Annotated in this window: 22 protein-coding genes; all 22 read right to left on the bottom strand. The window is 50.5% G+C overall.

Going from position 1 to position 18,302, the window contains the following annotated elements; all coding sequences use genetic code 11:
* Positions 1 to 7 precede the first annotated feature (7 nt).
* The 22 genes from GOM71_RS06015 to GOM71_RS06120 all read right to left on the bottom strand — a co-directional run bounded on the left by GOM71_RS06015 (position 8) and on the right by GOM71_RS06120 (position 18,275).
* Positions 8 to 862, bottom strand: a complete 855-nt coding sequence (locus tag GOM71_RS06015) for a heptaprenyl diphosphate synthase component 1 (protein ID WP_367649481.1) — start codon at positions 860 to 862, stop codon at positions 8 to 10.
* Between the two features lie 212 nt (positions 863 to 1,074).
* Positions 1,075 to 1,650, bottom strand: coding sequence for a hypothetical protein (locus GOM71_RS06020; protein ID WP_156278853.1), 576 nt, complete (start codon positions 1,648 to 1,650; stop codon positions 1,075 to 1,077).
* 163 nt (positions 1,651 to 1,813) lie between these two features.
* A complete protein-coding gene (mtrB, locus tag GOM71_RS06025; protein WP_156278854.1) occupies positions 1,814 to 2,035 on the bottom strand; it encodes a trp RNA-binding attenuation protein MtrB in 222 nt (73 codons plus the stop codon).
* 277 nt (positions 2,036 to 2,312) lie between these two features.
* Positions 2,313 to 2,588 (bottom strand): HU family DNA-binding protein, encoded by a 276-nt coding sequence (locus tag GOM71_RS06030; protein ID WP_156278855.1) that lies wholly within the window; start codon positions 2,586 to 2,588, stop codon positions 2,313 to 2,315.
* 157 nt (positions 2,589 to 2,745) lie between these two features.
* Positions 2,746 to 3,732 (bottom strand): ABC transporter permease, encoded by a 987-nt coding sequence (locus tag GOM71_RS06035; RefSeq protein WP_156278856.1) that lies wholly within the window; start codon positions 3,730 to 3,732, stop codon positions 2,746 to 2,748.
* Positions 3,732 to 5,249 carry a sugar ABC transporter ATP-binding protein gene (locus tag GOM71_RS06040; RefSeq protein ID WP_156278857.1) on the bottom strand — a complete coding sequence of 506 codons (1,518 nt, stop codon included), beginning with the start codon at positions 5,247 to 5,249 and terminating at the stop codon, positions 3,732 to 3,734. The genes GOM71_RS06035 and GOM71_RS06040 overlap by 1 nt, the downstream gene beginning before the upstream one ends.
* A gap of 35 nt (positions 5,250 to 5,284) precedes the next feature.
* Positions 5,285 to 6,382 (bottom strand): sugar ABC transporter substrate-binding protein, encoded by a 1,098-nt coding sequence (locus GOM71_RS06045; RefSeq protein ID WP_156278858.1) that lies wholly within the window; start codon positions 6,380 to 6,382, stop codon positions 5,285 to 5,287.
* Positions 6,383 to 6,664: 282 nt separating this feature from the next.
* Entirely contained in the window at positions 6,665 to 8,143 is a 1,479-nt protein-coding gene (spoIVA, locus tag GOM71_RS06050; RefSeq protein ID WP_367649482.1) for a stage IV sporulation protein A, read from the bottom strand.
* Positions 8,144 to 8,471: 328 nt separating this feature from the next.
* Positions 8,472 to 9,227, bottom strand: a complete 756-nt coding sequence (locus GOM71_RS06055) for a hypothetical protein (protein WP_156278860.1) — start codon at positions 9,225 to 9,227, stop codon at positions 8,472 to 8,474.
* Positions 9,228 to 9,250: 23 nt separating this feature from the next.
* Positions 9,251 to 9,601 carry a 2Fe-2S iron-sulfur cluster-binding protein gene (locus GOM71_RS06060; protein ID WP_156278861.1) on the bottom strand — a complete coding sequence of 117 codons (351 nt, stop codon included), beginning with the start codon at positions 9,599 to 9,601 and terminating at the stop codon, positions 9,251 to 9,253.
* Positions 9,598 to 10,206: a nucleotidyltransferase family protein gene (locus tag GOM71_RS06065; RefSeq protein ID WP_156278862.1), complete on the bottom strand. Its 609-nt coding sequence runs from the start codon at positions 10,204 to 10,206 to the stop codon at positions 9,598 to 9,600. Before GOM71_RS06065 ends, GOM71_RS06060 begins: the two co-directional genes overlap by 4 nt.
* A gap of 26 nt (positions 10,207 to 10,232) precedes the next feature.
* Positions 10,233 to 10,529, bottom strand: coding sequence for a 2Fe-2S iron-sulfur cluster-binding protein (locus GOM71_RS06070; protein ID WP_156278863.1), 297 nt, complete (start codon positions 10,527 to 10,529; stop codon positions 10,233 to 10,235).
* Positions 10,530 to 10,591: 62 nt separating this feature from the next.
* On the bottom strand, positions 10,592 to 10,771 hold the full coding sequence (locus GOM71_RS06075; protein ID WP_156278864.1) for a DUF2768 family protein: 180 nt from the start codon (positions 10,769 to 10,771) through the stop codon (positions 10,592 to 10,594).
* Between the two features lie 150 nt (positions 10,772 to 10,921).
* Positions 10,922 to 11,197, bottom strand: a complete 276-nt coding sequence (locus tag GOM71_RS06080; RefSeq protein WP_156278865.1) for a stage VI sporulation protein F — start codon at positions 11,195 to 11,197, stop codon at positions 10,922 to 10,924.
* Positions 11,198 to 11,356: 159 nt separating this feature from the next.
* Entirely contained in the window at positions 11,357 to 12,391 is a 1,035-nt protein-coding gene (locus GOM71_RS06085; RefSeq protein ID WP_156278866.1) for an NAD(P)H-dependent glycerol-3-phosphate dehydrogenase, read from the bottom strand.
* A gap of 6 nt (positions 12,392 to 12,397) precedes the next feature.
* Positions 12,398 to 13,006 carry a glycerol-3-phosphate 1-O-acyltransferase PlsY gene (plsY, locus tag GOM71_RS06090; protein WP_367649483.1) on the bottom strand — a complete coding sequence of 203 codons (609 nt, stop codon included), beginning with the start codon at positions 13,004 to 13,006 and terminating at the stop codon, positions 12,398 to 12,400.
* Positions 13,007 to 13,018: 12 nt separating this feature from the next.
* Positions 13,019 to 14,341 carry a ribosome biogenesis GTPase Der gene (der, locus tag GOM71_RS06095; protein WP_156278867.1) on the bottom strand — a complete coding sequence of 441 codons (1,323 nt, stop codon included), beginning with the start codon at positions 14,339 to 14,341 and terminating at the stop codon, positions 13,019 to 13,021.
* Between the two features lie 77 nt (positions 14,342 to 14,418).
* Positions 14,419 to 15,060, bottom strand: coding sequence for a YphA family membrane protein (locus GOM71_RS06100; RefSeq protein ID WP_156278868.1), 642 nt, complete (start codon positions 15,058 to 15,060; stop codon positions 14,419 to 14,421).
* 174 nt (positions 15,061 to 15,234) lie between these two features.
* Complete coding sequence (rpsA, locus tag GOM71_RS06105) at positions 15,235 to 16,479, bottom strand: 30S ribosomal protein S1 (RefSeq protein WP_156278869.1); 1,245 nt, start codon at positions 16,477 to 16,479, stop codon at positions 15,235 to 15,237.
* A 128-nt stretch (positions 16,480 to 16,607) separates the two neighbouring features.
* Positions 16,608 to 17,189 (bottom strand): lysophospholipid acyltransferase family protein, encoded by a 582-nt coding sequence (locus GOM71_RS06110; RefSeq protein ID WP_156278870.1) that lies wholly within the window; start codon positions 17,187 to 17,189, stop codon positions 16,608 to 16,610.
* Between the two features lie 3 nt (positions 17,190 to 17,192).
* The gene (gene cmk, locus GOM71_RS06115) at positions 17,193 to 17,888 is read right to left on the bottom strand and encodes a (d)CMP kinase (protein WP_156278965.1); all 696 of its coding nucleotides are present in this window, start codon (positions 17,886 to 17,888) and stop codon (positions 17,193 to 17,195) included.
* Between the two features lie 174 nt (positions 17,889 to 18,062).
* Complete coding sequence (locus GOM71_RS06120; protein WP_156278871.1) at positions 18,063 to 18,275, bottom strand: hypothetical protein; 213 nt, start codon at positions 18,273 to 18,275, stop codon at positions 18,063 to 18,065.
* Between the last annotated feature and the right edge of the window lie 27 nt (positions 18,276 to 18,302).

Below are 18,302 nucleotides of genomic sequence, written 5' to 3' on the forward strand. Positions count from 1 at the left end.
ATCTCGTTTAACGCGGGAGCGCTCCAGCCGGCTTGCCGGCATAAAGCTCCGTCATTTGGCGGAGTTCCTGCGCGAGCTTGTCCGAAGCAAGCCCTTCTGCCGCCATCCGCACTTCATTCGCTGCAGCATTAGCGATTGCAGTCAATTTCGCTTCTATATCGTATTTGCGCAGGAGGCCGCTAATAAAAGCAGGCTCAGCTTTGCGCTCATTAAGCATGCTGCATTCTTCCTCCGTCCCTTCCTGCAAGACATGCCAATAAGCCCAGCTTTGATAAAAGCGGGCAGGCGATTCGCTGCGCGCCAGCTCGTCCAAGGCAACCTCGCAGCGGCTCATACCCGCCAGCAGCTCCGGCCAACAAGCGGAAAGCTCGCCTCTCAGCATGCCATTAAAAACTCGAAACAGCTCGCTTTTGAGCTGCACTGTCGCATTCAGATATTCTTCAGCCGTTAGCTTTAGCCGGTTCATCATCAAATATAAATTCATCTTCATGCGATTGACTTCGCAAACGGCGGCGCTGATGGCCGAAATCATTTCGATTTGACCCGCCTGCGACAGCAGCCGGTAAAACTGGGAGCTGAAATAGTCGCCGCCGAGCACTTTCAGCTGCCTCGAGCGCATTTCGCTCTCCGATCTTTTATCGATTTCGACATCGATTAAATCATGCGTGTCCATGCCAAGCTGCACTAGCGAAACGACCAAAGAATAGAGTTCATTATGAACGGCTTGCGGACGCTGCTGCTCCAGAACCGCTTGCAGAAGCCGCACTCGCAAATCCGGAAACGCCGGCAGTTCCGTATAGGCCTCTATCATGTCGTACTCGACATATTTCTTCGCGATCTCATGGATACGGTATTGTTTCACAGGGTAAGCCTCCCAAGCTTAAAAGAGGTAGTTCAAAAATTCACTTTGATCACGACGCATATCATAAACCGGATTCAGCTTCGAATCGAATATTGAATGCAGCCGGATTTAGGAGAATGCTTCATCCAGCCTTTTGAACATATGCTCATAAGAAAAATAATCTAAACTATTATAGCACAACTTTGAAAAATGAGCATTGCAAGCTTGCCGTTTTATTGCGCTCTTTCCGACATCGGAACGGCCGAATATCCGTCCGCCCTGCCGAACCGTTCCTCCCAAGCCGACGTAAAGCTAATCCGAAGACGCTGCCGCCACATCTCGTTATGCAGCGGGTCGGCTTTGCCGAGCTCCTCGATGCCTCCAGCCAGCCAACTGTCGCCGCGTCGGACGTCGACCGCGAACAGCAGCTTAGCTTGATCCTGCGAGTCATCGACAAATCGAATCAGGACGCGATTGACATTATCCATTTGAACAAATGACAGCTGAAACAGCTTCCGCATATCGTCGGGCCATTGGCGAGCCTGCCCGGGATTATCGCTTACTTTTATATCGACACTCAATATCGCATGGTTCCAAACGACTTTGGCAAGCGGACTGGCAAGCTGAAGACCGACCATGGAATCGACCAGATTGCTGTTGCTTAATCGCGTCGCCGGCGACGGATGAAAAACGGCAACCTCGCCCCCAGGCTGAAAATGGTTGGCATGCGGCAGCCACGCCAGCAGGAGCGTTACCGCTAAAGCCGCGAGCAGCCCTGTTAAATACGGTTTTGCGATTCTCATCTTCATCGCCGATAACCTCCCGTGCTGGATGCGTCCGCTTCGTATTCAAAGTGTGGACGTTCCGCATAAACCTCATACCCCATTGTACAAACAATTAAGCCAGGCTATGACACGAAATCGACGAAAAAGCTCCCTCTCCGCTTATCCGCAGAGGGGAGCCGACTCGCCTTTATTGATCGGTTTCCATCGTACCGTATTTCGTCATTACAATCGCTTTTCCGCGAATTTTTATTGCGGAAGTATGGTTGGTGAACTGGGCAATCATAATTTCGTTCTTGTCCAACTTCTCGGTATGATGGAACTTTGTATCCTGTCCGCGCGTCAAGCCGATCACTTGAACGCCGTGGTCTTTGGCCTTAATAACGATGTAATCCTCATGGTTCGCTTCCATCTTGGACCCTCCTAAAAGTTTTGCGAAGCAAAACTCACTTCGAAAGCATAAGCTTAAGTTTTGCGAAGCAAAACTCACTTCGAAAGCATAAGCTTAAATTTTGCGAAGCAAAACTCACTTCGAAACATAAGCTCTGCTTTGCGCAGTAAACTTTCAAATAGCAATTTTTATTATAAGAGGGCGCGCATCGCTTGTAAAGGAAAAGCGCCGGACGTCTCTAAATGCAAAAAGCGCCTGGGCGGCTAAGCCCGGACGCTTTCTAGACATTCGTTTATGCTTAATTGGAAACAAGATCTTTAAGAGATTTACCCGGTTTGAATGCAGGCATTTTGCTGGCTGCGATATCAATCTCTTCGCCGGTTTGCGGGTTACGGCCTTTGCGTGCTTGGCGCTCGCGAACTTCGAAGTTCCCGAATCCTACCAGTTGCACTTTATCTCCGTTTTGAAGCGCGTCGGAAATCGCATCGAATACAGCATCAACTGCCTTCGTAGCATCCTTCTTCGACAGATCGGACAGCTCAGCTACTTTGGCGATCAAATCAGTTTTATTCATTGTATCACCTCCCCTAAAGACAATGAAGAGTCATCTTATCCCTCTTATTAACCGTTTACTTCAAAAATATACCTTCTAGAACAAACTTATAGTAATACAGCCGTTTCGCAATTTCAAGTAGTTGACTCGGTTTCAGATGTTTTCATTATTGCTTTAGCTATCTGTTTCGGCGTCTGGATAGATGAACGAACGTGACGGCAAGCGCCAGGACAAGCACGGTGCCTTTAATGATGTCATTCGCATAATATTGCACCTTCATCATCGTCATGCCGTTGAGCAGAACCCCGATCAGAATGGCGCCGAAAAAGGTGCCGATGACGTTCGGTTTGCCTGCGCCGAAGACGGAGTATCCGACAAATACGGCCGCCACCGCTTCCATCATCATCGGCGCGCCGGCGTCAATTTGCCCTGTACCCACCCGGGCTGCGAACAAGATGCCGCCAATTGCCGCGAATACGCCCGACGCAATGTAAGCAGCTGTACGGATGCGGCGGACGCGAATGCCCGACAGGCGCGCTGCTTCTTCATTGCCGCCTACCGTGTGCATTTGCCGTCCCCACTTCGTATATTTGAAGAACAGGTGTACGGCCGCTACCGCTACAATCATTAAAATAACCGGTACCGGCACGCCAAACAGCTTGCCTTGTCCGAGCCACAGAAACGATTCACTGAATACGCCAGGAGCCGTGGAACCGTCCGGCATCGGCATGTTGTTATAGATCGAATAGCCTTTTGTATACGTCTTGTGAATACCTGCGACGATATACATGACTGCTAGAGTCGCAAGCAAATCCGGGATGCGGATTTTAACGATCAACAGCGAGTTGAGCAAGCCAACCGCGGCGCCAATCAATAAAGCGACAATAATGACCAAATATACGGGCTGCTCATACCAAACCATCATAGCTGCCGTAACGACCGTCGTGATCGAGACCGTCGAGCCGACAGACAAGTCAAAGCCGTCTACGGTCAACGAGAACGTAACGCCGATCGCTACAAAAGTTACAATCGAAATGGAGCGCAATATATCTGCAATGTTTGCATAAGTGAAGAAATGCTCATCCCATAATGAGAAAAATAAAATGACAAAACCGATGACGATAAGTGAACCGTATTTAAAAATAAACTGCAAAGCCTTATCCATTATGCCTGCTCCTCCTTGCCGCCGCCGCTTGCGTAAAGCAGCAGCTGCTGCTGCGTTGCCTCGCCGCGATCGAATTGCTTCACCAGCTCGCCGTCGCACATGACGATTATGCGGTCGGCAATTCCGATCGCTTCCGTAAATTCGCAGGTCAGGTAGACGATGGCCTTGCCCTGCGCTGCCAAACCGCCGATAATGCGGAAAATATCGCTTTTCGCGCCGATATCGACCCCTTTGGTCGGTTCATCAAACAAATAGACAGCCGCTTCCGTCGACAGCCATTTGCCGATCGATACTTTCTGCTGGTTGCCGCCGCTCAGAAAACCGGTTTTAAGCAATGGCGATGACGTTTTAATGCCTAGCTTGCCGATAACCGCCTGAGCGTTATTGCTTTCTTTTTTGCCGGAAATGAATCCAAAACGGGAAAACACCTTCAACAGCGGCAGGCTGAGATTATGCTGAACCGATTCGTCTACAAGTATGCCTTGCGTACGCCGTTCTTCCGGAACGAGCGCAATGCCGCCCTTAATTGCATCCGCCGGATCGGAGACGCGAACTTGCTTGCCCTGCACCGTGATGCTGCCGGAATCGGCCTGATCGGCGCCGAAGAGCAATCGCGACAGCTCCGTCTTGCCTGCGCCGACGAGTCCTACGATGGCAACAATTTCTCCGCTTCGAGCCTCAAAGCTGACATTGCGCACGCGATGTCCGCGAGAAACGCCTTCCACATGAAGCAACGATTCACCGATAGCCGCATCTGCTTTCGGATACTCCTCTTCAAATACGCGGCCAAGCATCGCATGGACGACATCCTGAGCGGTAATGTCAGCCGCCCGTTCCGTCATAACGCCTTCTCCGTCTCTCATAACGGTAATGCGATCGCATATCCGGAACACTTCAGGCAAACGATGCGTAATAAACACGATGCCGATGCCGTCTTTTTTCAGCTGGTCGATGACACGGAATAACCGCTCCGCTTCTTCAAGGCTTAGCGGCGCGGTCGGTTCGTCAAAAATCACATATTTCGCTTGCTCGGTCAGCAATCTAGCGATCAATACGAGCTGTTTCTCAGCTAAGCTGAGCTCGCCCGCCTTTTTGCGCACCGGAATCGCTGCGCCAAGCTTGGCTAACGTCGCTTCCGCTTCTTTCTCCAGCTTGCCCCAATTGACCCACATTCCGCTGCCTTGCGCTGATATACGGTCCATCATTACATTTTCCGCAACGCTTAATTCTGCGACCAGAGCGGTATCAACCTCCTGATAAACACAATGGATGCCCAAACGCTTGGCATCCCCAGGTGAACCGATATGGGCAGGAGCTTCGTCAATGACGATAGAACCTTCTTCCTGCGTATACGCTCCGGACAATATTTTCATCAATGTGCTCTTGCCGGCTCCATTTGCCCCGAGCAGCGCATGAACCTCGCCGCCGCTCACGGTAAAATCGACGCCGCGGAGAGCGGGGACGCCGGAAAACGATTTCCGGATCCCCTTCATTTGCAATTGTTTAGGTATACTCATCTGCCTACACCTCTCCAGCGTTCCGTTTGACCGAATTACTTCGTGCCTTCCAGCTCTTTCATCCAATCTTCATAGCCTTGCTCGCTGCTGCCCCAACCTTCGACATATTGCGACAGTTGCGTTGTATTTACTTTTTCTTCAGGCAGAGCATCGCGGTGTACATATACCGGATTCAATACGATTGTCGCTTCATTCTCTTCGCCTTTAAATTCTTTGTACAGCGTGCGCACTTGAATGCGTCCGATATCTTTCGGATCAACCGCTGCGGAAGCGACCCAAGGGCTGTTCTTATCTTGAATCATTTGCAAATCTTCGTCGCTCATATCGATGCCGTAGACTTTAATTTCTGTACGGCCTGCTTGTTGAATCGCGCGCGCTGCGCCTTTCGCGAACTCATCCCATGCAGCCCAAACCGCTGTAATGTCGCCTTTGTTCGGATATTGCTTCAGAATGGCTTCCATTTGCGCTTGTGTATCGATTGCCGGGTTGTTCGCATTCCCGAACGCGCCGATTTCTTTAATTTCTGGATATTTCTCTTGGAACGCTTTGTAAGCCACTTGGCGGCGTTCCATTGGAGCAAAGCCAGCTACCCATACTTTTACGATTTGGCCTTTGCCGCCAGCGTCTTTTGCAAGCTGCTCAAGCGTCATTTCAGCCATTTTTTGGTCATCTTGCTGCAGAACAGGTACGCCTTCTACTTTTACGTCTGCATCAAACACAACGACAGAAATGCCTTTTTCAACCGCTTTTTTAATGCCCGCTTCCAGTGCCGCAGCTTGGCCGTGGTCGATCAGAATGCCGTCAAACCCTTGGTTGATTGCCGCATCAAGGTTCGAAGCCATTTTGCCGAGATCGTTGTCGGATGCGAATACTTGAACCTCGCCGCCGAATTTGCCAACCTGCTCTTTCACGCCCTCCACATATTGCGCGGAGAAAGTGCCTTGATTGAATTGCATAACGAGCGCGACTTTTTTTCCTTTCAAAGACGCTGCGTCGTTGCTAGCCGCCGGAGCAGAAGCCGAAGGCTCAGCAGAAGCTGCCGGCTCTGTATTTCCGTTTTTATTGGCGCCGCAAGCTGCCAACACGAGCAGCATTGCTGCTAAAAGAAGCGTAAATAAACCTTTTTTCTTCATTTCATCTCTTCCCTTCATTCTTCGATCGAAATCGTATCTCTTCCAATGCTATTATCATACCACCATAACATAGTATGTCAATCGGAATTTATGTACTTATGGACTAAACTTGTCGAATTGTATCGAAAAAGAATGATTTATAGCGGCACTTGTCATTATAATGCCGTTCTTGCCAAATATTCAACCACCAATTCAATGAAATATGAAGATTCGCTGCAGAAATTTCGCGCTAAAAGCAAAAAAACTGCCCGCGGCCAATTTGGCCATACGGGCAGTTTTTGTTTAAAGGATAATGGCAATCAGGCCGCCAGAGCCTTCATTAATAATTCGGCCTAGCGTTTCTTGAAGCTTGTAGCGCGCATTGTCCGGCATCATCGCAATTTTGCCTTGGATGCCTTCGCGTACGAGCGAGTGAAGCGAACGGCCGAAAATATCAGACTCCCAAATTTTGATTGGGTCGGCTTCAAAGTCTTGCATCAAATAACGAACAAGCTCTTCCGTCTGCTTCTCTGAACCGATAATCGGCGCAAACTCGGATTCGACATCGACGCGGATCATATGGATGGAAGGCGCAGTCGCTTTCAGCCTAACGCCAAATCGCGAGCCTTGACGGATAAGCTCCGGCTCATCGAGCGCCATTTCCGCAAGCGTCGGAGCAGCAATGCCGTAGCCTGTCGCTTTAACCATTTCAAGCGCTTCGGCGAATCGGTCATATTCCCGCTTCGCATGGGAGAACTCCTGCATTAATTGCAGCAAGTGATCTTTGCCGCGAATCTCGACGCCGACAACTTCCATTAAGATTCGATCGTACAATTCGTCCGGTGCGTACAGATCGATCTCCGCTACGCCCTGCCCCATGTTCATGCCGCTGAGGCCGGCTCTGGCGATAAAGTCATAGTCCATGAATTGCGTCACGACGCGATCGACATCCCTCAAACGGCGAATATCTTTAACCGTATCGCGAACGGAGTTTTCATAATTGCTGCGCAGCCAGTGCTGCTCGTTCAATACCATTACCCAGCTTGGCAGATTCACGTTTACTTCATGAACCGGGAACTCGTAGAGCACCTCGCGGAGTACGGAGACGACTTCCTCCTCACCCATCGTTGCCACGCTGAGCGTAATTACCGGGATATCATATTTGGCCTGAAGCTCGCTTCGCAGATTCAGCGCTTCTTCGCTGCGCGGACGCGTCGAGTTTATAATGAGGACGAATGGCTTGCCGACCTCCTTGAGCTCGCTGATGACCCGCTCTTCCGCATGCACATAAGAGCTGCGCGGAATTTCCGCGATTGTGCCGTCCGTCGTTACGACGACGCCAAGCGTGGAATGCTCCTGAATGACTTTTCTCGTGCCGATTTCAGCCGCTTCCTGGAACGGAATCGGTTCATCGAACCACGGAGTCGTAATCATTCGCGGTCCGTTCTCGTCCTCATAGCCTTTTGCTCCTTCGACAGCATAGCCCACGCAATCTACCAGACGTACGTTGACTTCAAGCCCTTCGCTCACTCTCAGCTGAACAGCCTGATTCGGTACGAATTTAGGCTCGGTTGTCATGATCGTTTTGCCCGCGGCGCTTTGAGGAAGTTCGTCAACGGCTCTGACTCTTTCAGCTTCGCTCGAAATATTCGGAAGCACGACGGTCTCCATAAACCGTTTAATAAACGTTGATTTGCCTGTTCGGACCGCCCCGACTACTCCGAGGTAAATATCCCCGCCGGTACGTTCGGCTATGTCCTTGAAAATGTCCACTTTCTCCACTGAATATCCCCTCCCAATTGAATTCCCGGTTCGCCGCCTTCCACCGGACAAGAGGGCAGGCCAGCGACGCAACTCGTACAGCTTTTTGGACTAGTAATAGCATATTGTCCATTCTCTCCGATTATGACAAGAATTGTGTGTGACACTTTTTAAAAACGCAAAACGATTGCTAATGCCGCCATAGATTAGCTTTAGCCGTTTACGCTTGATCGGGTCACGTTCTTGCCCTTCCAAGATTGAGATATATGAGGATGTAACGTTTTCTATACCAAAAAATCCTCATCGACAGCTCTACTAGCATGTCAATGAGGATTATAGAAGGTTGATACTATCGGGCGACGGCAACCGGTTCGCCAGCTTTCCAATGATAGACCGGCGCCTTCACCGGCACAAATAAATCTGAATCGGCTAGAAGCGTTCGTAGATCGGAGTCTGCGCCGGGCTCGCTGCCGCTTTTTTGCACGGCTTGCATCAGATCCGGACCATAATCGGCATACACCTTGCCTTGCTCGTCCAGCATCGCAGCAAGCGTCTGTCCGGAATAATCGCTTAGCAGCTCCGGCGTTTTCCGTTTCAATGCGTCATAGTCGATATAATTGTAACCCGGATAGGCTTCGTCCGTTTTTGGAAGCTCGCCGCCATGCGCGTCCGCATATTCATCTACCGCGTTTTGAATATCAGTAAGCTGTTGGAATAGCACAAGGTTCATCAGCTTAACGGCCGGCTTCGTCTCTTCGTTAATGACGATGAAATAATAATTGCCGCCCTTCTCGAAAGCGGCTGAAGGAATTTCACTCAAATAGCCTTTATTTTGCATCTGCGTGAAATCGATAAGAAATTTCTCGTACACAGGCGTTTCCGTCGTGCTGTTCTTGATCGGCAGAATGCCGGTCTCCGACTGGAATTGATCAATAGCCGCCTGGACGTTTCGCACCGCTTCTTTTGGAGCAGCCTGATTTTGTTTAAGCTGGCTTTTCGGGTACATGCATCCGCTTAAGGCAGTCAGCATCAGTGCGGCGATCATCAGGCGCACTGCCGTTCTAACAGCAGCGCCTGACCGCTTTGCTTCGATTGCGATCATCATTAGATCTTACCTCCCTCTATTTATTACCAAAGCTTATCGCCCTCTTCCTCCGCCTGTCTGGCCAGCTGGCGTTCCACAGCGGCGCGCAGCGGATCGAGAGGAACTTCTGCGGAAACGCAGCCTCCCACTCTTGCTTGGCAGGCTAGACGAATATGCCGCTCTTCCAAGCCGGACAGCTTTCTCCTCTCGTTATCCGAGATCGGAAGCAGCTCGCTTTCCGGACTTACCGTCATCTTGCACATAAAGCATGCCGCTTTCCCGCCGCAGCGCGTACGGATTGAAAGACCGGCAAGCCGGGCCGCATCCAGAAGCGTAGTGCCCCGCAGAACTTTAACTGTCTTTCCGGACGGCAAAAATCGCACCTCGCCGTTCATCGCGACACTTCTGCTTTCCCGGCTTTGACAGCTAACCGATCATGCAACTGGCGCTTTAACGCCGGAGACAGCGCATTTCGTGCTTCTAATTGCTCCAGCGCGCCAAGATGCTCCGCCGCTTCGCGAGCAAATGCTTCAATGATCAATTCGCAGCGATCCGAACGTTCGCGCAGCACATTGAACCAGAGCTCGTGAGCCAAAGGCGCCACATGCGCGATATGGCCGTGCCGCGTTGCGACAGGCAAGGACAACGGCAGAAGCAGCTCGGCAACCTCCGTCACATATACGCTTTCTTGCGCCTTGACGACAAAGCCGCCGACCAATTCGACTTCAATGCCCTCGATTTCATACTGGCAAAGCTGCGATCGGTACATACTCGTTTCACTCAACACCGGCTCGGCAACCGCATAAGGGCGCAGCAGCAAATGCAGACGATCGAATTCGGCGTCGTCGATATAAAGATCCAGGTCTCTTGGCTCGCTGGCGAGCGGCAATCCGCGAAGCATCAATCCCGCGCTTCCGCCTACAATCCAAGCCACCCCGCTATCCTTGGCCCGTTCTGCGATCAAGGCCAGCGCGGCTTCGATCTGTCCTCTTACGCTCATTCAAAGTCACTCCGCTTTAACTTAAATTAAAAATAAGGTTTATTCACCGCTTTGATCGCAACGGCTTCCGATTTAATAATCGATTGGCAAGCAAGACGATAGCCTTCCTCAAACTCTTCAGGATCCATTCTGTCCCATTCGGCATCCGTAATGCCCTCTAATCCATCAGCGCCCTCTGTAATTAGGCAACGGCATCTTGCGCACGTTCCTCGCGTGCAGGACGATGACCAATCAACTTTATGCTTAAGCGCCAATTGAAGCAGTGACAAGCCAGGCTCCGCTTCCACGACCGCAGTCTTCGTTCTTCCTTTCAGCTCTATCATTGCTTATGATATCCCCTTACCTTCGGTATGTATCAGATAATCAGATAATGGCCAGTTATGCTCTATATGATCGAAAACATGCCGTAAATAAAGCCGAACACCAGCAGAACGAATGCCACCAGCGAAAGAATGAATTTTACTGCGCCTTTCGTCTTCAGCCGGGCAAACGTGATAATGACGGCGGCAATGGCCATCAGCCCGATTCCGATAAATGAAACCCACATTTTTGTCATTGGATCCATTGCTTGATCTTCTCCTACTCTGTATAAAAAATGATTGCACCAAACCTCATTATAACATCGGTCGCAAAAAAGGACAAAAGCTGCGCGGCGCGGCAGGAAAAAGCGATTCCTTGTCGCGGCGCCATGTGCTTTTGTCCCGATATTTTGCCATTACTTTTTCATCATCATCTTCATCAAAGTTTCAATATTGCCCATATTCATACCGGTCGCTTTGACCGCTTTGACGATATCGTTCACAGTCGATTCCGATACGGGAACTTTAGCCATATCCGATACTTGCTTAATCAGCTTGCGCAGCTCCGCTTCGCTTTGCATCGTTTTATCGGTAACGCCGCTGGCCAGCTTTTTAACTGTGCTCTCCGATATGTTTTTGCCCGTTTTTTTGTTAATTGCGCCAAGCACGTCTTTGGAAAGATCTTTACCCATGTTTCTCCCCTTCCCGGTTTAGATCGGTTCGGCATGACATCAGCATCTTTGAACAGAATTCAAAGTCACTATTACAGTGCCTGAAACATCATATGAGGGGGACAACGGATTGGTGTAGGCGTTCATCCCCCGAGGCGGGGGCACGCTCGCAAATCTAACCTAGCTTAGCTGTTCTATTTCGTGCGTTTTCAAACGACCCATCAGATTTTCTACCGCCGTTCTCGGCGAGCTGCCAGCGAACAGCACCTGATATAGCTGAGACGTAATCGGCATTTCCACATCATAGCGGCTGGAAAGCTCATGCGCAGCTCGTGTCGTTTTGACGCCTTCGACAACCATGCCCATCTTATCGAGCACATCGTCAAGCGGCGTTCCGTCCGCGAGCATGGAGCCGGCTCGCCAGTTGCGGCTATGCTTGCTGGTGCAAGTAACGACCAAGTCGCCAACGCCGGCAAGGCCGGCAAAAGTAAGCGGACTGGCGCCCATAGCCACGCCTAGCCTGCTGATTTCCGCTAAGCCGCGCGTAATGAGCGCAGCCTTCGCGTTGTCGCCAAAGCCAAGGCCATCAGAGAGGCCTGCGCCAAGCGCGATAATGTTCTTGATCGCGCCTGCCACTTCAACGCCAACGACATCCTGATTCGTATAGACGCGGAAATAACCGTTCATAAATGCGTCTTGCGCCTTTTCCGCCGCCTGCTGATCAGCTGAAGCAACGACAACCGTCGTCGGCTGTTTGCGAATCACTTCTTCAGCATGGCTAGGGCCGGACAATACGGCAATTGAATCGACCGAACGATTAAGCTCTTCAGCGAGCACTGTCGTCATTCTCTTAAGCGATCCTGTCTCGAATCCTTTAGTCGCGTGAACGACCAGTGTGCGTTCGCCCATAAAAGCAGACGCTTGCTTTGCAACCTCTCTCATGGCAGCGGAAGGCGCGACGAACAACGCGAGCTCCGCGTCCAGAAGCGCATCTTCCATATCCGTCGTCGCTTTCAACGATGCCGAGAGCTTGACGCCCGGCAAATACTTCGGATTTTCTTGTTCGTTGTTGATCCGCTTCGCCTGATCGGCGTTGCGCGTCCACAGCTTTACTTCAAAGCCGTTATCCGCCAATACGGATGCAAGCGCCGTTCCCCAGCTGCCTGCCACGAATACGGCAGCGCGGCGAATCAAATCCGGATTTCCGTCAGACATGGTCCGTTACGCCCCTTTCTTTGCGCCAAGCTTGTTCTCCGTTCCTTTAGCAAGTTTGACGATGTTGGTCCGGTGACGGACAAAAGCAAATACGCACAGCAGCAAGCTTACCGACAATAAAGGCAAAGAATAATGAATAAGTCCGATAAAAAGCGGAACAAGCGATGCAAACAAAAGCGAGCCCAAACTTACATAACGCGTAATTGCGATCGTCGCGATCGCTACAATACCTGCAATCAATGCCGGAACAAACGCAAGAGTTGCCATAACGCCAACGGTCGTAGCTATCCCTTTTCCGCCTTTGAAGCGGAACCATACCGGCCAGTTATGGCCGATGATTGCCGCCAAGCCGCACAACGCAGCAGTCCAGTCGCCGTAACTGTCCGGTCCAAGCCAATGTCCCAGCCATACTGCGGCAATTCCTTTGGCAATATCGAGAAAGAAAACGAGCAATCCGGGACCTTTGCCAAGCACCCGGATTGTATTGGTCGCTCCTGCGTTGCCGCTGCCATGCTGCCTGATATCAATTCCCTTAACAAGCTTGGCAATGACAATACTAAATGAAACCGAACCTAACAAATAACTGATTACAATCGCAATGCAAACGTTCAGCACAGTGATTCTCCCCTAATCTTCGTCAGACTTCCGCCGCGTAAATAGACGAACCGGCGTACCTTCGAAATCGAATGCCGCACGTATTTTATTTTCCAAATAACGTTCATACGAGAAGTGCATCATCTCCGGATCGTTTACGAAAATAACGATGGAAGGCGGCTTCGTCGCAACTTGCGTCACATAGTTGATTTTCAACCGTCTGCCTTTATCCGTTGGAGGCGGATTGTATGCGACTGCATCGGCAACGACATCATTAAGAAGATGCGTCTGAATACGCATCGCATGCTGTTGCGATACGTGATTAACGACAGGAAGCAGCTTGTGCAAACGCGATTTTGTGAGCGCTGACAAGAACACGACCGGTGCATAGGTCATGAACAAGAAATGATCGCGAATGTTTTGCGTGAACGCATTCATCGTCTTGTCATCTTTCTCGACAACATCCCATTTATTCACGACAAAGATAGACGCTTTGCCCGCTTCATGCGCGTAACCGGCAATATGCTTATCCTGCTCAATAATGCCTTCCTCGCCGTTAATAAGCACGAGAACGACATCGGCGCGTTCGATCGCCTTCAGCGCGCGCATAACGCTGTATTTCTCAGTCGTTTCATATACTTTGCCGCGTTTCCGCATGCCGGCCGTATCAATCAACACGTAACGCTGGCCGTCCCGCTCGAAAGGGGTATCGATTGCGTCGCGCGTTGTGCCTGCTACATTGCTGACAATTACGCGTTCTTCGCCAAGCAGCGCATTAACAAGCGAAGATTTGCCGACATTCGGACGGCCGATTAATGCCACTTTAATAATATCGTCGTCATAATCGTCATCTTCCAGTACCGGCAGCTTCTCTACGGCCGCATCAAGCAAATCGCCGAGACCGATACCGTGAGCGCCGGAAATCGCGATAGGCTGGCCAAAGCCCAAACCGTAAAATTCGTATACTTCATCCATCCGGCCCATGTTGTCCACTTTATTGACAGCCAAAACAACGGGCTTGCGAGAGCGGAACAGCATTTGCGCCACCTCGTCGTCCGCATGCGTCAGCCCAGCTTTTGCATCCACCATAAAAATGATGACGTCCGCTTCTTCAATAGCAAGCTCAGCTTGCATACGGACCGATTTCATGATTTCATCTTCGCCGTCAATCTCGATACCGCCGGTATCGACGATGCTGAAAGCGGTGCCGTTCCATTCGCCGGCGCTGTACAGTCGATCGCGAGTCACACCCGGCTTATCTTCGACAATTGCGAGCCGGTCGCCGACAATCCGATTGAATATGGTCGATTTTCCCACATTCGGACGGCCGACAATGGCGATAACGGGTCTTGCCATAGTTGATTTTCACTCCTTCAGAATTACACTCGTTACTCATCATAGCAAAAAACGACGTGCTTGGCTAACTTTTCATCTTAATCCGAATCAGCCCTTTTGTTTTTCCATAGCAATACGGCGTACTTCGAAGCAGTGAAGCGAGCCGCGCTGAAAACAATGCTGACTCCGCGAGACAACGCAAACGCCAGCCAAAAGCCGTCCCACCAAGGCAATTGTCCGATATGCGCGGTATGCTCGCCGCCGCTCATAACGGCAATCGTCATTTCGGCAACGAACGCAGACAAAACGAGCACAGCAAATTGATGCTGCGCTTTCGTAGAGAACGCTGCGGCAAGCAGGCCGCCTAGCAGCGGAGCATCCCATCTTGGATCGATCCAATAAAATACCGGGTCGGCATTGTACATCGTCTGAATGCTGCCCCAAATGACGCCGGTTAGCAACGAGCCTAACGACAAATACAATTTCGAATTATTGAAGGTATTACCTCTAACGGATGCTAATGCGGCTATTGTTATATAAACGGAGCTGGCATGCACATCTATCGCTATACTGCTAACCGCTAATGAATGCTGCAGCGGCTGCAAGGCAATACAGCCGCTGCCAATTGCAATCATAGTGCGCCAATTGGCATTCGCAGCCCCGACCCAATGAGACCAGCCAGTAGCTGATAAAATGATGAAAATTGTCAATATCCATATCGACACAAATCCGGGATTCATTCGATAATCACCTCTCGCTACCCTATTATGCGCGCTAACAGAAGTGACTATGCCGGCAATAGAGCAAATACCTCTTTTTCAGCTCTTATCAAGAGAAAAAGGACTATTCTCATTTGCTTGAAATGAGAATAGTCCTTTTGAATTACAGGCTCAGATTCACAATGGAATCGTGATTTATTTCAATTTGCTCAGCTTATCGCCGAAACGCTCAGCCAGCGAATAGCTCATGCTTTGATTGCTCAAGCTCACGTTCGGGTTGTTGCCCAGATCCTCTTGTTTAGGGGAACGCTCGCGTTGCGGTTTGCTTGCGCGAGGAGCCGCTTGTTCAGCCGGTTGCTCTGGAGCTTCTTCCGTTTCTTTAATGCTCAGGCTAACGCGTTTTTCAGCAGGGTTGAAATCAAGCACTTTCGCTTGCACTTCTTGACCCTCTTTCAAAACTTCGAAAGGAGTTGCAATGTGACGGTGAGCGATTTGAGAAATATGAACCAGGCCTTCAACGCCAGGAGCAATCTCAACGAATGCGCCGAAAGTAACAAGGCGGCGAACTGTGCCCGTTACGATATCGCCTACGTTGAATTGGCCAGCAGCCGATTCCCAAGGACCAGGTTGCGCGGCTTTAATGCTCAAGCTGATTTTGCTTGCAGCCGGATCTACCTTCAGCACTTTCACTGTTACGGCTTGACCTTCGGACACGACATCCTTCGGATGTGCAACATGCTGCCACGACAGCTCAGAAACGTGCACCAGACCGTCGATGCCGCCGATATCAACGAATGCGCCAAATGGAGTCAAGCGTTGAACAGTGCCTTCCAGCTGTTGGCCCACTTGCAGCGAAGCGATAATTTTCGATTTGTTTTGCTCGAACTCAGCGTCCAGCACTTCTTTTTGGGAAAGGATCACTTTGTTGTTCTCGCGATCGATTTCCTTCACTTTTACGCGAAGCGTGCGGCCTTTGTAGTCGCTGAAATCTTCTACGAAATGACGCTCAACCATCGAAGCCGGAATGAAGCCGCGTACGCCTACGTCTGCGACAAGGCCGCCTTTAACGACGTCAGCTACCGTTACTTCAAATACTTCGCCGCTTTCGAAACGGCTTTGCAGCGCGTCCCAAGCTTTTTCGCCGTCAACAAGGCGTTTCGACAAAACGAGCTTTTCTTTCTCGTCGTCGATGCTGACCACTTTAAGTTCAACTTCTTGGCCGATTTGTACGGCTTCAGTCGCGTTCTCAAGCTGTACCGCAGAAAGCTCGCGGATAGGAATGATCCCGTCATATTTATATCCAAGGCTTACATAAGCTTGGTTATCTTCGATTTTGACGATCGTGCCTTTAACGGAATCGCCTTTTTTCAAAGACACAAAATTGTCCATAGCTGCTTGGTCTTGAGCTACAGAGTCCTGAACATTGATTTCTTCTGACATTAGAAATAACCTCCTCAATTCATACCCCAACTTTATTTAAATCCGTTGCCGCATAGACGGCAAACAGCATTTAAAACGAATCCATATGCAACCGGCTCTTGCCGCTTGCCATAATGTCGAACAATTAATTATTTGTGTTGCTGTTGCAGCTCGCGAATGCGAACCATAATGGCTTCTGTTACCCGTTCCAGCATATCCGGCGATGAATCATGAATGAATGCGGAAAGATCAACCGGCTTGCCGTATACGACTTTCATTTTGCTGAACGGTTTGTACTTGCCGACAATCGCGACAGGCACTACGGTAGCACCGCTGCGAATTGCGATCATTGCCGCGCCTTTTTTAGCCGCTGCGCCTTCCGCTTGATGACGAGTGCCTTCCGGGAAAATGCCCATTACTTTGCCTTCTTGAAGCAGACTGATAGCGGAACGGATCGCTTCCTTGCTGACGCCTCCGCGTTTGACCGGGAATGCGCCAAGTCCCTTAATCAGCGGACCAAAAACCGGAATGTCGAACAGCTCTTGCTTTGCCATGTAATGTACTTTGCGTTTCAGCTTAATGCCGACGGTCGGAGGATCAAAATTGCTTATATGATTGGACGCCAGTACGACTGGACCGTCAGTCGGTATGTTCTCGATGCCTACTGCTTTAAGCCGGAACAAGAAATTGTAGATGACGAGGAGAAGAAATCGGCATATACGGTATAACATAGTTTACTTCGCCTCCGCCAATTTGGTTCGGCTTAATTTCACAATTGCCGCGACGACTTCTTGAATCGTCATCGCCGTGCTGTCCATTACGATTGCATCTGATGCGCATATAAGCGGCGCAATCTCCCGCTGCTCGTCCAATCGATCGCGCTCGGCGATCTCCTGTGCCAGCTGTTCAAGCGTTACCGATTGTGTCCCGGCAATTTCTTTGAAGCGCCTGTTGGCGCGTTCCTGCACCGATGCGGTCAAGAATACTTTCAATTCCGCGTTCGGCAGCACGTGAGAACCGATGTCGCGTCCGTCCATGACAACGCCTTTTCGCTCTGCCAGCCTGCGCTGCATGTTGCCGAGAATCGTTCTGACTGTTTCGTTAGCAGCGACAAGGGAAACGACAAGCGTTACCTCGCGAGACCGAATATGCTCTGTCACGTCTTCGCCGTTCACTAAAACCGTCTGGCCGTTCTCGCCAGGCAACATCTCGATCTCGAGCGTAGCCGCAAGCGCCGCCAATTTATCGCGGTCCTGCGGTTGTATCGATTTACGAAGCGCACTTAGCGTAACCGCCCGGTACATTGCTCCCGTATCGATATAGATGAAACCCAGCTGTTCGGCAACTTTGCGCGCAACCGTACTTTTTCCTGCGCCTGCAGGGCCGTCGATCGCAATGTTAATCCGGTCGCTGTCACCGTCTTGATGCATCACAAACAGTCTACCCCCTTATTAAAAAGACGCCGCGTTGAATGCGGATGATAAACGATAGTTGTCGTGTCCGAATGCAACGTCAACCTCTCAAGAAAAAAGCAGGCTCTGCCTGCGAACGTGAAAATTATACCACACTACGGACATAGATGCAAAAGAAGCAGCCGCCATTTCTCAATCCGGCGCCGTTCCTTCCCAGCGGTCTACATCTGAAATCCATCGCCTGATTCCGTCGTTTTGCAGCGCAATTTGCGACAAAACGACAGCAATCAGCAGCAAGATCGCCAGCTTGGCGAGCTTGCTGCTAACTGCGTCCGCGATGTCTCGCATCCGCTTCTTGTCGCTCGGTTGCGGTGTGCTTCTATACGTATTGCGATCATTCGGCATTGGACTACCATCCATTTCCTGTTTTTG

The organism is Paenibacillus sp. NEAU-GSW1 (assembly GCF_009737085.1).
Classification (GTDB): domain Bacteria; phylum Bacillota; class Bacilli; order Paenibacillales; family Paenibacillaceae; genus Pristimantibacillus.

Coding starts and splice junctions, on each gene's coding strand:
- GOM71_RS06020 (WP_156278853.1), bottom strand. CDS start 1,650: ATGAAGATGAGAATCGCAAAACCGTATTTAACAGGGCTGCTCGCGGCT.
- mtrB (WP_156278854.1), bottom strand. CDS start 2,035: ATGGAAGCGAACCATGAGGATTACATCGTTATTAAGGCCAAAGACCAC.
- GOM71_RS06030 (WP_156278855.1), bottom strand. CDS start 2,588: ATGAATAAAACTGATTTGATCGCCAAAGTAGCTGAGCTGTCCGATCTG.
- GOM71_RS06035 (WP_156278856.1), bottom strand. CDS start 3,732: ATGGATAAGGCTTTGCAGTTTATTTTTAAATACGGTTCACTTATCGTC.
- GOM71_RS06040 (WP_156278857.1), bottom strand. CDS start 5,249: ATGAGTATACCTAAACAATTGCAAATGAAGGGGATCCGGAAATCGTTT.
- GOM71_RS06045 (WP_156278858.1), bottom strand. CDS start 6,382: ATGAAGAAAAAAGGTTTATTTACGCTTCTTTTAGCAGCAATGCTGCTC.
- GOM71_RS06055 (WP_156278860.1), bottom strand. CDS start 9,227: ATGATGATCGCAATCGAAGCAAAGCGGTCAGGCGCTGCTGTTAGAACG.
- GOM71_RS06060 (WP_156278861.1), bottom strand. CDS start 9,601: ATGAACGGCGAGGTGCGATTTTTGCCGTCCGGAAAGACAGTTAAAGTT.
- GOM71_RS06065 (WP_156278862.1), bottom strand. CDS start 10,206: ATGAGCGTAAGAGGACAGATCGAAGCCGCGCTGGCCTTGATCGCAGAA.
- GOM71_RS06070 (WP_156278863.1), bottom strand. CDS start 10,529: ATGATAGAGCTGAAAGGAAGAACGAAGACTGCGGTCGTGGAAGCGGAG.
- GOM71_RS06075 (WP_156278864.1), bottom strand. CDS start 10,771: ATGGATCCAATGACAAAAATGTGGGTTTCATTTATCGGAATCGGGCTG.
- GOM71_RS06080 (WP_156278865.1), bottom strand. CDS start 11,197: ATGGGTAAAGATCTTTCCAAAGACGTGCTTGGCGCAATTAACAAAAAA.
- GOM71_RS06085 (WP_156278866.1), bottom strand. CDS start 12,391: ATGTCTGACGGAAATCCGGATTTGATTCGCCGCGCTGCCGTATTCGTG.
- der (WP_156278867.1), bottom strand. CDS start 14,341: ATGGCAAGACCCGTTATCGCCATTGTCGGCCGTCCGAATGTGGGAAAA.
- GOM71_RS06100 (WP_156278868.1), bottom strand. CDS start 15,060: ATGAATCCCGGATTTGTGTCGATATGGATATTGACAATTTTCATCATT.
- rpsA (WP_156278869.1), bottom strand. CDS start 16,479: ATGTCAGAAGAAATCAATGTTCAGGACTCTGTAGCTCAAGACCAAGCA.
- GOM71_RS06110 (WP_156278870.1), bottom strand. CDS start 17,189: ATGTTATACCGTATATGCCGATTTCTTCTCCTCGTCATCTACAATTTC.
- cmk (WP_156278965.1), bottom strand. CDS start 17,888: ATGCATCAAGACGGTGACAGCGACCGGATTAACATTGCGATCGACGGC.
- GOM71_RS06120 (WP_156278871.1), bottom strand. CDS start 18,275: ATGCCGAATGATCGCAATACGTATAGAAGCACACCGCAACCGAGCGAC.